Annotated in this window: 13 protein-coding genes and 1 pseudogene; 3 read left to right on the top strand and 11 right to left on the bottom strand. The window is 75.1% G+C overall.

Features of this window, described 5'->3' with window-relative positions; all coding sequences use genetic code 11:
- The 4 genes and pseudogenes from ACFO3M_RS19655 to ACFO3M_RS19670 all read right to left on the bottom strand — a co-directional run.
- Nucleotides 1-801, bottom strand: a pseudogene (locus ACFO3M_RS19655) (hydrolase); the annotation flags it as partial.
- A 147-nt stretch (nt 802-948) separates the two neighbouring features.
- Complete coding sequence (locus ACFO3M_RS19660; protein ID WP_387992874.1) at nt 949-2,487, bottom strand: AMP-binding protein; 1,539 nt, start codon at nt 2,485-2,487, stop codon at nt 949-951.
- A gap of 65 nt (nt 2,488-2,552) precedes the next feature.
- Nucleotides 2,553-2,981, bottom strand: a complete 429-nt coding sequence (locus ACFO3M_RS19665) for a DUF1772 domain-containing protein (protein WP_387992877.1) — start codon at nt 2,979-2,981, stop codon at nt 2,553-2,555.
- A gap of 79 nt (nt 2,982-3,060) precedes the next feature.
- Entirely contained in the window at nt 3,061-3,819 is a 759-nt protein-coding gene (locus tag ACFO3M_RS19670) for an SIR2 family NAD-dependent protein deacylase (RefSeq protein WP_387992880.1), read from the bottom strand.
- Between the two features lie 140 nt (nt 3,820-3,959).
- Between ACFO3M_RS19670 and ACFO3M_RS19675 the strand changes: the two genes are divergently transcribed.
- Genes ACFO3M_RS19675 through ACFO3M_RS19685 form a run of 3 tightly spaced genes read left to right on the top strand, consistent with a single transcriptional unit; the run spans nt 3,960 to nt 8,290 of the window.
- Nucleotides 3,960-6,812 carry an aconitate hydratase gene (locus ACFO3M_RS19675; protein ID WP_387992883.1) on the top strand — a complete coding sequence of 951 codons (2,853 nt, stop codon included), beginning with the start codon at nt 3,960-3,962 and terminating at the stop codon, nt 6,810-6,812.
- 18 nt (nt 6,813-6,830) lie between these two features.
- On the top strand, nt 6,831-7,586 hold the full coding sequence (locus ACFO3M_RS19680; RefSeq protein ID WP_387992886.1) for an SDR family oxidoreductase: 756 nt from the start codon (nt 6,831-6,833) through the stop codon (nt 7,584-7,586).
- Nucleotides 7,583-8,290: a sirohydrochlorin chelatase gene (locus ACFO3M_RS19685; protein WP_387992889.1), complete on the top strand. Its 708-nt coding sequence runs from the start codon at nt 7,583-7,585 to the stop codon at nt 8,288-8,290. Before ACFO3M_RS19680 ends, ACFO3M_RS19685 begins: the two co-directional genes overlap by 4 nt.
- A gap of 9 nt (nt 8,291-8,299) precedes the next feature.
- Here ACFO3M_RS19685 and ACFO3M_RS19690 read toward each other — a convergent pair whose 3' ends face one another.
- The 7 genes from ACFO3M_RS19690 to ACFO3M_RS19720 form a co-directional block, all read right to left on the bottom strand.
- Nucleotides 8,300-9,151 (bottom strand): sulfurtransferase, encoded by an 852-nt coding sequence (locus ACFO3M_RS19690; protein ID WP_387992892.1) that lies wholly within the window; start codon nt 9,149-9,151, stop codon nt 8,300-8,302.
- On the bottom strand, nt 9,148-9,615 hold the full coding sequence (locus tag ACFO3M_RS19695) for an SgcJ/EcaC family oxidoreductase (RefSeq protein WP_387992895.1): 468 nt from the start codon (nt 9,613-9,615) through the stop codon (nt 9,148-9,150). Before ACFO3M_RS19695 ends, ACFO3M_RS19690 begins: the two co-directional genes overlap by 4 nt.
- A gap of 43 nt (nt 9,616-9,658) precedes the next feature.
- Nucleotides 9,659-11,551, bottom strand: a complete 1,893-nt coding sequence (locus tag ACFO3M_RS19700; protein WP_387992898.1) for an ABC transporter ATP-binding protein — start codon at nt 11,549-11,551, stop codon at nt 9,659-9,661.
- A gap of 76 nt (nt 11,552-11,627) precedes the next feature.
- Nucleotides 11,628-12,410, bottom strand: coding sequence for an enoyl-CoA hydratase/isomerase family protein (locus tag ACFO3M_RS19705; protein WP_387992900.1), 783 nt, complete (start codon nt 12,408-12,410; stop codon nt 11,628-11,630).
- The gene (locus tag ACFO3M_RS19710) at nt 12,407-12,634 is read right to left on the bottom strand and encodes a helix-turn-helix domain-containing protein (RefSeq protein WP_387992902.1); all 228 of its coding nucleotides are present in this window, start codon (nt 12,632-12,634) and stop codon (nt 12,407-12,409) included. Before ACFO3M_RS19710 ends, ACFO3M_RS19705 begins: the two co-directional genes overlap by 4 nt.
- Nucleotides 12,635-12,828: 194 nt before the next feature.
- A complete protein-coding gene (locus ACFO3M_RS19715; protein ID WP_387992904.1) occupies nt 12,829-13,011 on the bottom strand; it encodes a hypothetical protein in 183 nt (60 codons plus the stop codon).
- A gap of 56 nt (nt 13,012-13,067) precedes the next feature.
- A complete protein-coding gene (locus ACFO3M_RS19720) occupies nt 13,068-14,669 on the bottom strand; it encodes an ABC-F family ATP-binding cassette domain-containing protein (RefSeq protein ID WP_387992907.1) in 1,602 nt (533 codons plus the stop codon).
- Nucleotides 14,670-14,748: the final 79 nt, after the last annotated feature.

Consider the following 14,748-nt stretch of genomic DNA (forward strand, 5'->3'; position numbering starts at 1 on the left):
CGAGGCGGCCACCGCCTGGCGGGCGGCCGCGGCGGCCAGCGCGGCCTCGGCGGCGGCCTCGGCGGCGGCCTGCTCCGCCTGCATGCCGGCCACCTGCTGCCCGGCGGCCTCGGCCTCGGCGACGACGGCGTCGCGCTGCTCGGCGAGCGCGGCGCTCTGCTCGCGGGAGGCGGTCTCCTGGGCCTGCGCGCCGGCCAGCGCCTGGGCGGCCTGCTCCTGCAGCGTCTCGGCCTGCACGGACGCCGTCTGCGCCTGCTGCTGGGCCTGGGTGGCCTGCTCCTGCAGCACGGTCAGCTCGCCGACGACGTCGACGCGGTGGGTGCCGGCCGCCTCGAGCAGCGCGGCGCGCTCGACCAGCTGGGCGGGGCCGGCGGCGGAGAGCAGCGCGGTGGCGCCGGGCGCGGTGCTGCCCTGCATGTAGACCGTGCGGGCGTGGCGGGCGACCTGCGTGCGGCCCTCGGCGAGGTCGGCGTCGGCCTGCGCGGCGGCGGCCGTGGCGGCGTCGGCGGCCGTGCGGGCGGCCTCGTAGGCGGCCCGCGTCTCCTCGTAGTCCTGCAGCGCGATCTGCGCGGCCTGGTGCGCCTCCGCGGCGGCGGCCTCGGCCTGGGCCAGCTGGGCGCTGAGCACGCCGACCTGCGCGGCGGCCGCGTCGCGGGCGGCCTCGGCGGCGGCGATCTCGGCGTCGCTCGGCGCGGCCGACGCGGTGCCCGGCGCCAGCCCGAGGACGACCAGCCCGGCGACCGCCGTGCCCGCCGCCCGGACCGCCCAGCGGTGATGTCGCGTGCGCGTACCCGTACCCACGTGCCGACCCCTCCCGGTGCGCCGGCGTCGCAGGCCGGGCGCTGGTCTCCGGACGCCCGTGCGGGCGCCACCCGGACCGGTTGTCGACCGGTCCGGGTGACCTCCGGAGGGGCAGGCGGGCGGATCTCCCCCCTAGGGGGGAGCGCGCTAGTTCACCTGGCGGCCGCCGGTCCCCGACCAGAACGGCTCGCGCAGCTTGAACTTCTGGATCTTGCCGGTGGCGGTGCGGGCCAGCTCGTCCCGGAACTCGACCCGCTTGGGGGCCTTGTAGCCGGCCAGCCGGGACCGGCAGTGGGCGATGATCTCCGCCTCGGTCGCCGTCTCGCCCTCGGCGAGCACCACCAACGCGGTCACCAGCTCGCCCCACTTCTCGTCGGGGATGCCGATGACGGCGACCTCGGCGACGGCGGGGTGGCTGAAGACGGCGTCCTCGACCTCGATCGAGGAGACGTTCTCGCCGCCGGTGATGATCACGTCCTTCTTGCGGTCGGAGATCGTCAGGTAGCCGCCGTCGTCGAGGCTGCCGCCGTCGCCGGTGTGGAACCAGCCGCCCTCCAGTGCCTCGGCGGAGGCGTCGGGGTTCTCCCAGTAGCCGGCGAGCACGGTGTTGCCCTGCGCCAGCACCTCCCCGGACTCGCTCACCGCGATGCGGGTGCCGATCGCCGGCACGCCGGCGCGCGACAGCCGCCTGGCGCGCTCCTCGGGGTCGAGCTCGTCGTACTCGGCGCGCGGCCGGTTGATCGTGAGCAGCGGCGCGGTCTCGGTGAGGCCGTAGATCTGGTTGAACTCCCAGCCGAGCCCGGCCTCGACCCGGGCGATCGTCCGCGACGGCGGCGGCGCCCCGGCGACGACGATGCGCACCCGGTCGCGGCCGGGGACCTCGCCGTCCCACTCGGCGGCGGCGTCGAGGACGGCGTTCCACACCGCCGGCGCGCCGGACATCATCGTGACGCCGTGCCGCTCGACCCGGCGCAGGATCTCCGCGCCGTCCACCTTGCGCAGCACCACCTGGCGGGCGCCGACGCCGGCCATCGTGTACGGCAGGCCCCAGCCGTTGCAGTGGAACATCGGCAGCGTGTGCATGTAGACGTCGCGGTCGCCGACCTGCATGTGCATGCCGAAGGTGACCGCGTTGACCCAGATGTTGCGGTGGGTCATCTGCACGCCCTTGGGCCGCGCCGTCGTCCCGCTCGTGTAGTTGATCGTGGCGGTGGCGTCCTCGTCGGGCTCGCTCCACGGCCGCGGCTCGGCGTCGAAGGCCAGCAGCTGCTCGTACTCCTCGCCGGTGGTGAACCGGTGCTCGGCCTCGACGCCCTTGAGGCTCGCCTCCAGCTCGGGGTCGACCAGCAGCACGCGCGCGCCGCAGTGCCCGACGATGTAGGAGACCTCCTCGGGGTTGAGCCGGAAGTTGACCGGCACCGCCACGCGCCCCGACGACGGGACGGCGAGCAGCACCTCGAGCAGCCGGGCGGCGTTGTGGCTGACGACCGCGATCCGCTCGCCCTCCCCCACGCCGAGCGCGTCGAGGCCGGCCTGCAGCGCGCGGCCGCGGCGGGCCACCTCGCGCCAGGTCACCTCGCCCACCGACGGGGCGGGCTGGTCCGGTTCGTCCACGACGCCGACGCGGTCGCCGTAGACCAGCTCGGCGCGGTCGAGGAAGTCGCGGGTGGTGAGGGGCACGCGCATGCCGGGCTCCCGGTGGCCAGGGCTGCCGGCGCGCCGGTCAGCCGCTCGACGTGGTCGGGGTCACGCTAGCCGCTGACGAGCAGCAGCCACCCGGCCGCGACCGTGCCGAGGGTGGCGGCCACCGCCCGGACGGTGTCCGCCCGCAGCAGCCGGCCGAACGCGCCGGCGTCGAACCCCTCGCCCAGCCGCCGGTGCAGCGGCACGGCGAGCAGCGCGGTGACGCCGAGGACGACGGCCAGGCAGGCGCCGCCCGCGAGCACCGGCAGCAGCGGGACGCCGTCGGGCCGGGCGGCCAGCAGCCACAGCGTGGTGACGCCCTGCCCGGCGAACAGCGGGCCCACGACCCGGGACACGCGCCGCCGGTGCGCCCGCTCGTAGGCCGGGAACGCCGCGGCCGGGACCTGCGCGAACTGCGGGTAGACCAGTGCCCGCACGGTCCACTGGAAGCCGGCGTAGGCCGCCGTCAGCGCCAGGTGGACGACGAGCAGGGTCACCGCGTCCGCAGGACGCGCGCCCGCCGCGGCAGCTCGTCGAGCACCGGTGCCCGGTGGCGCGCCTCCGGTCCGGCCCGGGTCACGCCGTCCCCAGCAGCCGCGGCAGCGCCGTCGAGATGGGCTCGCGGACGACGAGGTCGGCCAGCCCGTCGTAGGGCGTGGGCTCGGCGTTGACGATGACCACCCGCGCGCCGTGCGCGGCGGCGATCTCGACCAGCCCGGCCACCGGGTACACGACCAGCGAGGTGCCGACGGCGAGGAAGACGTCGCAGTCCGCGGCGGCGGCGGCCGCGGCGTCGAGGACCCGCTCGTCCAGGGCCTGCCCGAAGCTCACCGTCGCGGACTTGAGGATGCCGCCGCAGACGGTGCAGGCCGGGTCGGGGTCGCCGGCGTCGATGCGGGCCAGCGCCTCGTCCATCGACGTCCGGTCCCCGCACGACAGGCACTCGACCGCGTGCACCGTGCCGTGCAGCTCGAGCACCGCCCGCGGCGAGGACCCGGCGGCCTGGTGCAGCCCGTCGACGTTCTGGGTGAGCAGCGCCCGCAGCCGGCCCTGCCGCTCCAGGTCGGCCAGCGCCCGGTGCCCGGCGTTCGGGGCGATCGTGGCCGCCCGCACGTCCGCGCGCATGCGCCACGCCTTGCGCCGGATCTCCGGGTCGGCGACGTAGTAGGACAGCGTCACGAGCTTCTCGGCGTCCGGGTCACGGGTCCACACGCCGTTGGGGCCGCGGTAGTCGGGGATGCCGCTGTCGGTGGAGATCCCGGCGCCGGTCAGGACGGTCACCCGCCGGGCCTGCGCCAGCCAGGCGGGCAGCGGGTCGGGGACGGCGCCGGTCACGCGCCCCACGGTAGGTCGCCGGTGGGAGCGACGTCACCGGGGAAGGGAAGGGTCGCCTCACCAGTGCGTCTCCGCAGGCGGCTGGGATGATGGGGGGTGGCATTCAAGCCCGATGGACTCTCGAGGGTGAGGCGCAAGCAGTGGCAGCCAGCAAGGACAGCTTCGGAGCCCGGTCGACGCTCAGCGTCGACGGCACCGACTACGACATCTACCGGCTCGACGCGGTCGAGGGCGCAGACCGGCTCCCCTTCAGCCTGAAGGTCCTCCTCGAGAACCTGCTGCGCACCGAGGACGGCGCGGACATCACCGCCGACCACATCCGGGCGCTGGCGAACTGGGACCCCTCGGCCGAGCCCGACCAGGAGATCCAGTTCACCCCGGCCCGCGTGGTCATGCAGGACTTCACCGGCGTCCCCTGCATCGTCGACCTCGCCACCATGCGCGAGGCCATGGCGGAGCTCGGCGGCGACCCGAACAAGATCAACCCGCTCGCCCCGGCCGAGCTGGTCATCGACCACTCCGTCATCGCCGACGTCTTCGGCACCCCGGACTCGTTCGAGCGCAACGTCGAGATCGAGTACCAGCGCAACGGTGAGCGCTACCAGTTCCTGCGCTGGGGCCAGGGCGCCTTCGACGACTTCAAGGTCGTCCCCCCGGGCATGGGCATCGTCCACCAGGTCAACATCGAGCACCTGGCCCGCGTGGTGTTCCCGCGGCAGGAGGGCGACCGCGTCGTCGCCTACCCCGACACCTGCGTGGGCACCGACTCGCACACCACGATGGTCAACGGCCTGGGCGTGCTGGGCTGGGGCGTCGGCGGCATCGAGGCCGAGGCCGCGATGCTCGGCCAGCCGGTCTCGATGCTCATCCCGCGCGTGGTCGGCTTCAAGCTGACCGGCGAGCTGCCCGAGGGCTCCACCGCCACCGACCTGGTCCTCACGATCACCGAGATGCTGCGCCGGCACGGCGTCGTCGGGAAGTTCGTCGAGTTCTACGGCGAGGGCGTCTCCGCGGTGCCGCTGGCCAACCGCGCCACGATCGGCAACATGAGCCCGGAGTTCGGCTCGACCGCGGCGATGTTCCCCATCGACGAGGAGACCATCGCCTACCTGCGGCTCACCGGCCGCTCGGCCGAGCAGGTCGCCCTGGTCGAGGCCTACGCCAAGGAGCAGGGCCTCTGGCACGACCCGTCGCGCGAGCCGGCCTTCTCCGAGTACCTCGAGCTGGACCTGTCCACGGTCGTCCCCTCGATCGCCGGCCCGAAGCGGCCGCAGGACCGCGTCGCGCTGTCGGACGCCAAGGCCTCCTTCCGCGCCGCGCTGCCGGACTACGTCGCCGACGACCAGACCGGCGGCGACGACCGCAAGCCCGGCGTCCCGCAGAACGAGCAGCCCTACGGCGTGGTGTCCGCGGCCGACGAGGCCTCGGCCGAGTCGTTCCCGGCGTCGGACCCGGTGAGCCCCTTCGCCCACGGCAACGGCGAGGACGGCAAGCCGCACCCGTACCTGCCCGGCGAGTCGCTGCCCGACCGGCCGAACAAGCCGACCAGGGTGGTGCTCGAGGACGGCACCGAGACCTTCGTCGACCACGGCCACGTCGTGATCGCCGCGATCACCTCCTGCACCAACACCTCCAACCCGCAGGTGATGCTCGGGGCGGCGCTGCTGGCGAGGAAGGCCGTCGAGGCGGGCCTGCAGACCAAGCCGTGGGTCAAGACGACGCTGGCGCCCGGCTCGAAGGTCGTCACCGACTACTACGAGAAGTCCGGCCTCACCCCGTACCTGGAGAAGCTCGGCTTCTTCCTGGTCGGCTACGGCTGCACCACCTGCATCGGCAACTCCGGCCCGCTGCCGGAGCCGGTGTCGGCCGCGGTCAACGAGGCCGACCTCGCCGTCGTCTCGGTGCTGTCGGGCAACCGGAACTTCGAGGGCCGGATCAACCCCGACGTCAAGATGAACTACCTGGCCAGCCCGCCGCTGGTCATCGCCTACGCGCTGGCCGGCTCGATGGACGTCGACATCACGTCCGAGCCGCTGGGCAAGGGCAAGGACGGCCAGGACGTGTACCTGCGCGACATCTGGCCCTCGCCGGCCGAGGTGCAGCGGGTCATCGACGAGGCGGTCTCGGCCGAGCAGTTCGGCCGCAGCTACGAGGACGTCTTCGCCGGCACCGAGCAGTGGCAGAACCTGCCCACGCCCACCGGTGACACGTTCTCGTGGGACGCCGAGAGCACCTACGTCCGCAAGCCCCCGTACTTCGAGGGCATGCAGGACCGGCCGGCCCCGGTCCAGGACATCACCGGCGCCCGGGCGCTGGCGGTGCTCGGCGACTCGGTGACCACCGACCACATCTCGCCCGCGGGGTCGATCAAGGCCGACAGCCCGGCCGGGAAGTACCTGCGCGAGCACGGCGTGGAGCGGCGCGACTTCAACTCCTACGGCTCCCGCCGCGGGAACCACGAGGTCATGATCCGCGGCACCTTCGCCAACATCCGGCTGCGCAACCAGCTGGTGCCCGGCACCGAGGGCGGCGTCACCAAGAACCACCTGACCGGCGAGACGACGACGATCTACGACGCCTCCGTCGCCTACCAGGAGGCCGGCATCCCGCTGGTCGTGCTGGCCGGCAAGGAGTACGGCTCCGGCTCGTCGCGCGACTGGGCGGCCAAGGGGACGGCGCTGCTCGGCGTCAAGGCGGTCATCGCGGAGAGCTACGAGCGGATCCACCGCTCCAACCTCATCGGCATGGGCGTGCTGCCGCTGCAGTTCCCCGAGGGCGAGAACCGCGAGTCGCTCGGCCTGACCGGCGACGAGGAGTTCACGATCACCGGGATCACCGAGCTGAACGAGGGCCGCACGCCCCGCACGGTGAAGGTGAGGGCGGGCGACGTGGAGTTCGACGCCCGCGTCCGCATCGACACCCCCGGCGAGGCGAACTACTACCGCAACGGCGGGATCATGCAGTACGTCCTCCGCTCGCTGCGCAACGCCTGATCGGAGGCTGATCCCCCGATGGACCTGGGCCTGGGCGGTCGCGGGTACCTGCTCACCGGCGCGAGCCGGGGGCTGGGCCTGGCGACCGCCCGGGCCCTCGTCGCCGACGGGGCCCGGGTCCTCGTCAGCTCCCGCTCCCCCGAGTCGGTCTCCGCGGCCGTGGCGGAGCTGGGCGACGGCGCGTCCGGGGTGGCCGCCGACCTCGCCGACCCCGGCGCCGCCGACCTGCTCGTCGGCCGCGCGCTCGAGGTGCTCGGCCGGGTCGACGGCGTGCTGGTCTCCGTCGGCGGCCCGGCGCCGGGGACGGTGCTGACGACGGCGGAGGACGACTGGCGGGCCGCCGTCGACAGTGTGCTGCTCGGCCCCCTGCGGCTGGTCCGGGCGCTGGAGCCGCACCTGTCCGCCGGGGCGGCGATCGGGTTCGTGCTGTCGACGTCGGTGCGCCAGCCGATCGGGCACCTGGCCATCTCCAACGCGCTGCGCCCGGGCCTGGCCATGACCGCGAAGGCGCTGGCCGACGAGCTCGGCCCGCGCGGGATCCGGGTGGTCGGGCTGATGCCCGGCACGATCGCCACCGACCGGATCACCGACATCGAGGCCGCGTCCGGCGACCCGGCGGCGATGCGGGCGCGCACCGAGGCCGGCATCCCGCTGCGCCGCGTCGGCGAGCCCGACGAGTTCGGCCGGGTGGCGGCCTTCCTGCTCTCCCCCGCCGCCGGCTACGTCACCGGCACGATGGTGGCGGTCGACGGCGGCGTCCTGCGCACCCCGTGAGCGACGCTCCGGTCCTCGTCGCGTGCGCGCACGGCACGCGCAACCCGACCGGGCGCCGGCTGGTCGCCGAGCTGGCCCTGGCCGCGCGCCGGCTGCGCCCGGGGCTGGTGACGACGGCCGCCTTCGTCGACGTGCAGCCGCCCACGGTGGTCGACGTCGTCGCGGGCCTCGCCGCGGAGGGGCGGCCGGCCGTCGTCGTGCCGCTGCTGCTGTCCGGCGGGTACCACGTGCACGTCGACATCGCGGGCGCCGTGGCCGCGCACGAGTCCGCCGTCGCCGCCCGCCCGCTGGGCCCCGACCCGCGGCTGGCCGACGTCCTCTCCGACCGGCTGGTGCAGGCCGGCGCCGACCCGCGCGACCCCCTCACCGCCGTGGTCCTCGCCGCCGCGGGCTCCAGTGACCCGCGGTCGGTGGCCGACGTCGAGGACACCGCCGACCTCCTGCAGCGCTCCTGGGCCGGCCCCGTCACCACCGGCTACGGCTCGGCCGCGCAGCCCCCGGTCGCCGACGCGGTCGCCGCCGCGCGGAAGGCCGGCGCCGAGCGGGTCGTCGTCGCCGCCTACCTGCTCGCGCCCGGCCACTTCCACGGCAGGCTGGCCGAGGCCGGCGCCGACGTCGTCACCGCTCCCCTGCTGCCCGACGAGCGCATCGCCGCCGTCCTGCTCGACCGCTACGACGCCGCGGTCGGGAGCCGTCAGGGCTAGGAGGGTGCCTCATGGGCCGGTGGCGACCGGGCGGGACGGGTCGGCCGACCACTGGGACCAGGAGCCCGGCCACAGCGCCGCCTCGACGCCCGCCTCGGCGAGCGCCGCCACCTCGTGCGCGGCGGTCACGCCCGAGCCGCAGTAGACGCCGACCGCCGTCCCCGGCCGGACGCCGAGCGCGGCGAACCGCTCGGCCAGGTCGGTCCGGAACCGGCCGTCCGCCCGCAGGTTCTCCCCCGTCGGCGCGCTCACCGCGCCCGGCACGTGCCCGGCCCGCGGGTCCACCGGCTCGCGCTCGCCGCGGTAGCGCTCGCCGGCCCGCGCGTCGAGCAGCACCCCGCCGCGCGCGGGGAGCGCCGCGGCCTCGTCGGCGGTGAGGGTCGGCATGCGGCCGCCGGTCAGCACGACGTCGCCGGGTTCCGGGACGACGTCGCCGGTCTCCAGCTCCCCGCCGGCCGCGACCCAGGCGTCCAGGCCGCCGTCGAGCAGCCGGACGTCGGTCAGCCCGCCCCAGCGCAGCAGCCACCACGCCCGCGCGGCGGCCTGCCCGCCGGTGGCGTCGTAGGCGACGACGGCGTCGCCGGACCGGATGCCCCACCGCCGGGCCGCGGCCTGCAGGGCCGCAGGCGACGGCAGGGGGTGCCGGCCCCCGGCGGCCGACGGCGGTGCGGCGAGCTCGGTCTCCAGGTCGACGAACACCGCGCCCGGGAGGTGGCCGGCCAGGTACCGCTCCCGGCCGTGCGGGTCACCCAGCGCCCAGCGGACGTCGAGCAGCACCGGCCGCTGCCCCGCCGGGAGGTCCGGGCCCGCCGGGAGGTCCGGCCCCGCCAGGAGGTCCGCGGCCGCCACCAGCACGCTCACCGGGCGGTGGCGAGCAGCCCGCGCAGCTCCTGGGTCAGCGCGTCCCGGGCGTCGCGGCGGCCCAGCCACGCGGCCGGCGTCGCCTGGAACAGCGTGGTCTTCCAGCGTCCGCCGCCCTCGTCGACGGCGACCAGCGTGTGGATGCTGTGCAGCCCCGGGTCCACGTCGTCCTCCCCCGGCGGGATCATCCCGGCGTGCGCGTGCAGCACGGCCACGCCGTCAGTGACCGCGCGCACCGAGCGGACCACGGCCACGTAGGTCGCCGTCGGGTGGCTGCCGAACACCCGCCGCAGGTCCGAGGCGATCGACAGCCGGCCGCTCACCGACGTCCCGTCGTAGCCGATCATGTCGCCGTCGTCGGCGAAGACCGCGGCCACCGCCGCGCCGCTGCGCCGGTTCCAGCCGTCGACGAAGTCGGCGTAGAGGGCGCGGATCTGGGCGTCGTACGGGTGCGCGGACGTCACGGAGCTCCTCCTGGTGCAGCTGGGGCAGGAGGAACGCTAGTTGCTACGCCGCGCCGACCGTCCGACGCTCGCCGTCGGCGAACTGGGTCCGGTAGAGGTCGGCGTAGCGGCCCCCGAGCGCCAGCAACTCCTCGTGAGTGCCCGACTCCGCGATGCGACCGTCGTCGACCACGAGGATCTGGTCGGCGCTGCGGATCGTGGACAGCCGGTGCGCGATCACCAGCGACGTCCGGCCCGTCAGCGCGGTGTCCAGCGCGTGCTGCACCGCCACCTCGGACTCGCTGTCCAGGTGCGCGGTCGCCTCGTCGAGGATGACGATCCCCGGCGCTTTGAGCAGCACCCGCGCGATGGCCAGCCGCTGCTTCTCCCCGCCCGAGAGCCGGTAGCCGCGGTCGCCGACGACGGTGTCCAGGCCGTCGGGCAGCGCCGCCACGAGCGCGGCGATCCGGGCACCGGTCAGCGCCGCCCACAGCTGCTCCTCGGTGGCGTCCGGGCGGGCGTAGAGCAGGTTGGCGCGGATGGTGTCGTGGAACAGGTGCGCGTCCTGGCTGACGACCCCGATCGCGTCGCGCAGCGACGCCAGCGTCGCCTCCCGGACGTCGAGCCCGCCGACCCGCACCGCGCCCCCGGTCACGTCGTACAGCCGCGGCACCAGGTTGACGATCGTCGACTTGCCGGCACCCGAGTGCCCGACCAGCGCCACCATCTGCCCGGGCTCGACCCGGAACGACACGTCGTGCAGCACCGCCGTCGGGCCGCCGTGCTCGGGCAGCGACACGTCCTCCAGGGAGGCCAGCGACACGTCGGTGGCGGCCGGGTAGCTGAAGGAGACGGCGTCGAACTCGATCGACCGGTCGCCGGCCGGCACCGGGACGGCGCCGGGCGCCTCGGCGATCATCGGCGCGAGGTCGAGTACCTCGAAGACCCGGTCGAAGCTGACCATCGCGCTCATGACGTCGACCCGGACGTTCGACAGCGCGGTCAGCGGACCGTACAGCCGGGACAGCAGCAGCGCCAGCGCGACGACGTCGCCCGGCGACAGCGACCCGTCGAAGGCCAGCCAGCCGCCCAGGCCGTAGACCAGCGCGGTGGCCAGCGCCGCCACCAGGGTCAGCGCGGTGAAGAAGGTGCGGCCGTACATGGCCGACAGGACGCCGATGTCGCGCACCCGCGCCGCGCGGCCGCGGAAGCTCTCGGCCTCGGTGTCGGGCCGGCCGAACAGCTTGACCAGCAGCGCCCCGGCGACGTTGAACCGCTCGGTCATCGTCGCGTTCATCGACGCGTTGAGCCCGTAGGACTCCCGGGTGATCTCCTGCAGCCGCCGGCCGATCCGCCGCGCGGGCAGCACGAACAGCGGCACCATCACCAGCGAGAGCAGGGTGATCTGCCAGGACAACGTGAACATGACACCGGCGGTGAGCACCAGTCCGATCACGTTGGACACGACGCCGGACAGCGTCGAGGTGAACGCCTGCTGCGCGCCGACGACGTCGTTGTTGAGCCGGCTGACCAGCGCACCGGTCTGGGTGCGGGTGAAGAACGCGACCGGCATCCGCTGCACGTGCTCGAACACCCGGCTGCGCAGGTCGTAGATGACGCCCTCGCCGATCCGGGCGGAGTACCAGCGGGTGGCCACCGAGATCGCGGCGTCGACCACCGCCAGGCCGGCGATGAACAGCGCGATGCGGACGATGCCGCCGGCGGTGCCGTCGAGGCGGGCGATCCGGTTGACGATGTCGCCGGCCAGCAGCGGGGTGAGCACGCCGATGACCGAGGAGCCGACCACCAGCAGCAGGAAGAACGTGAGCTCGCGCCGGTAGGGCCGGGCGACGCCGAGGATGCGGCGCACGGTGCCCTTCGGCAGCGGCCGCGAGGTGACCGACGGGTCGCGGCGGAACGAGCGCATCGCCGCCATGGAGGTCATGGGACTGCTCACGACGCGACCTCCTCACGGCCGGACGGGGACCGGCCGCCGGTCCAACAGCGGCCGGTCCCCTCCTGTTCCGGATCCCTCAGCGGCGCGCCAGCCCCGCCAGCTCGGCCAGCCGCCGGGACTGCGCGGCCCGCTCGTCCGCGTCCTGCGCCTCCGGGGGGTTGCGGACGGCCGAGCGCACCAGCGCCGCGGTCTCCCGGACCGCTCCCGCCGGTGGCGCGGTGAGCGCGGCGACCAGCGTCGCCACCGCCCCGTCGAGCTCCGCGGCCGGGACGACGGCGTTCGCGATGCCCCACGCCAGCGCCTCCGCCGCCGGCACCGGCCGGCCGGTCACGCAGACCTCCATCGCCCGCGCGTAGCCCACCAGCTCCGCCAGCGTGCTCGTGCCGGTGAGGTCGGGGACGAGGCCGAGCGTCGCCTCGGGGAGCCGCAGCGACGCGTCGTCGGTCATCACCCGCAGGTCGCAGGCGAGCGCCAGCTGCGCGCCGGCGCCGATCGCGTGCCCCTGCACCGCGGCCACCGAGACGATCCCCGGCGAGCGCAGCCACCGGAAGCCGCCCTGGTACCCGCGGATCCGCTCCTGGGCGAGCTCGGCCGGCATCGTGCCCAGCTCGCCGAGCCCGCCGGGGGTCGACGGGTCGGCGCCGAACAGGCTGCGGTCCAGGCCGGCGGAGAAGGAGCGGCCGCTGCCCCGCACGACGACCACGCGCACGTCGTCGTCGAGCGAGGCGCCCACGGCCGCCAGCGCCGCCCAGGTGGCCGGCGTCTGGGCGTTGAGCTGGTCGGGTCGGTCGAGCGTGACGGTGAGGACGGCGCCGTCCCGGCTGGTGCGGACCCAGCCGTCGGCGTCGGCCGCCGTCACGCGGTCTTCTTGCTGTTCCGGTTCGCCCCGCCACGGCTGCGCAGCGTGGCACCGGACTCCGACAGGAGCCGGTGCACGAACCCGTAGGACCGGTTCGTCGAGGTGGCCAGGGAGCGGATGCTCTCCCCGCCGTCGTACCGCTTCTTCAGCTCGTCCGCCAGGGTGGTGCGGTCCCCACCGGTGATGCGCTTGCCCTTGCCGAGGTCCGTGCTCGAGTCGGCCATGACTCCCCTCCGTCGCAGCCGCCGGGACCGGCGAGGGGTGCCGGCCCGGTCGGGTGCTGGCTCGCGTGGTGCCGCCGTCCCCGTGACGCCGGCCTCCCGCACCGATGATCACCCAGCCCGCGCGGCTCGGCCACGCGAATGACAACTTCCCGGCGAGCCGTCCCGCGGCGGGCGCGGAGGGCCGGCCCGGACGGTCACCCGCCGGGCAGGTGCCCGCGCAGCCGGCGCGGGGCGCGGCTCGGCCACGCCCCGGTGAGCGCCTCCTCGAGGTCCTCGACCGACGCCGCCTCGACGTCCGCGAGCACCCTCGGGTGGGTGCCGTGGCCGGCGACGGTGGTGGACGCCCGCGGCTGCGCCGCGACGAGGACGTCCACCACGCCGGCACCGGGCAGGTCCAGCGCTGCGCCGCCCGTCGTCCCGGCCGCCAGGAGCGCTACGCGAGCTCCACGAGGTCGGCGAGGTCCTCGCTCCAGGCGTCCTCGGTGCCGTCGGGCAGCAGGATGACCTTGTCCGGGTCGAGCGCGCGGACCGCGCCCTCGTCGTGCGTGACCAGCACGATGGCGCCGGTGTAGGTGCGCAGCGCGTCGAGCACCTGCTCGCGGCTGGCCGGGTCGAGGTTGTTGGTCGGCTCGTCGAGCAGCAGCACGTTGGCGCCGGAGACGACGAGCGTGGCCATCGCCAGCCGGGTCTTCTCCCCGCCGGACAGCGTGCCGGCGCGCTGGTCGGCGGCGTCGCCGGAGAAGAGGAAGGCGCCGAGGATGCGCCGCAGCTCGGTGTCGGTGCTCTGCGGCGCGGCCGCGCGCATGTTCTCCAGCAGCGAGCGGTCGTGGTCGAGCGTCTCGTGCTCCTGCGCGTAGTAGCCGATCCGCAGCCCGTGGCCCGGCAGCACCTCGCCGGTGTCGGGGACCTCGGTGCCGGCCAGCATCCGCAGCAGCGTCGTCTTCCCCGCCCCGTTCAGCCCGAGGACGACGACCCGCGCGCCCCGGTCGACGGCGAGGTCGACGTCGGTGAACACCTCGAGCGAGCCGTAGCTCTTGGACAGCCCCTCCGCGGTGAGCGGGGTCCGCCCGCACGGCGCCGGCGTCGGGAACCGCAGCTTGGCCACCCGGTCCTGGACGCGGACCTCCTCCAGCCCGGCGGCCAGCCGCGCGGCGCGCTTGTCCATGCTCTGCGCGGCCCTGGCCTTGGTGGCCTTGGCGCGCATCTTGTCCGCCTGCGCGGTCAGCGCGTCGATCCTGCGCTCGGTGTTGGCCCGCTCCTGCTTGCGGCGCCGCTCGTCGGTCTCCCGCTGGGCGAGGTAGGGCTTCCAGCCGAGGTTGTAGACGTCGACGGTGGCCCGGTTGGCGTCCAGGTGCCACACCTTGTTGACGACGGCGTCGAGCAGCTCGACGTCGTGGCTGATGACGATCAGCCCGCCCTTGTGCGCGGCGAGGAACGTCTTGAGCCAGGCGATCGAGTCGGCGTCGAGGTGGTTGGTGGGCTCGTCGAGCAGCAGCGTCTCGGCGTCCGAGAACAGGATGCGGGCGAGCTCCACGCGCCGCCGCTGGCCGCCCGACAGGGTGCGCAGCGGCTGGCCCATGACCCGGTCGGGCAGGCCGAGGGCGGTGCAGATGCGCGCGGCGTCGCTCTCGGCGGCGTACCCGCCCAGCGCGGCGAACTGGTCCTCGAGCCGCCCGTACCGGCGGACGGCGCGGTCGCGCTCGGCGTCGTCGGCGGGCTCGGCCATGGCGACCTGCGCCTTGACCAGCTGGGCCTTGAGGACGTCGAGGCCGCGGCCGGACAGCACGCGGTCGCTGGCGGTGATGTCGAGGTCGCCGCTGCGCGGGTCCTGCGGGAGGTAGCCGATCTCGCCGGTCACCTCGACCTTGCCGGCGTGCGGCAGGCGCTCACCCGCGAGCGTGGTGAGCGTGGTGGTCTTGCCGGCGCCGTTGCGCCCGACCAGACCGATGCGGTCGCCCGGCTGCACGCGCAGGCTGACGTCGCTGAGGAGGATGCGGGCGCCGGCGCGCAGTTCGAGGCCGGTCGTCGTGATCACTGATCCCAGGGTAGGCCCTCTCGTCCCGGAACCGGAGCGGATTGCCGGGTGACGTCCACGGCACCCCCGTCCGTCCACA

Origin of the sequence: Geodermatophilus arenarius, assembly GCF_042654585.1 — a bacterium.
GTDB lineage: Bacteria > Actinomycetota > Actinomycetes > Mycobacteriales > Geodermatophilaceae > Geodermatophilus > Geodermatophilus arenarius.

What these genes read in the sequence shown, in the direction of transcription:
- ACFO3M_RS19660 (WP_387992874.1), bottom strand. Translation starts at nt 2,487, where the DNA reads ATGCGCGTGCCCCTCACCACCCGCGACTTCCTCGACCGCGCCGAGCTG.
- ACFO3M_RS19680 (WP_387992886.1), top strand. Translation starts at nt 6,831, where the DNA reads ATGGACCTGGGCCTGGGCGGTCGCGGGTACCTGCTCACCGGCGCGAGC.
- ACFO3M_RS19710 (WP_387992902.1), bottom strand. Translation starts at nt 12,634, where the DNA reads ATGGCCGACTCGAGCACGGACCTCGGCAAGGGCAAGCGCATCACCGGT.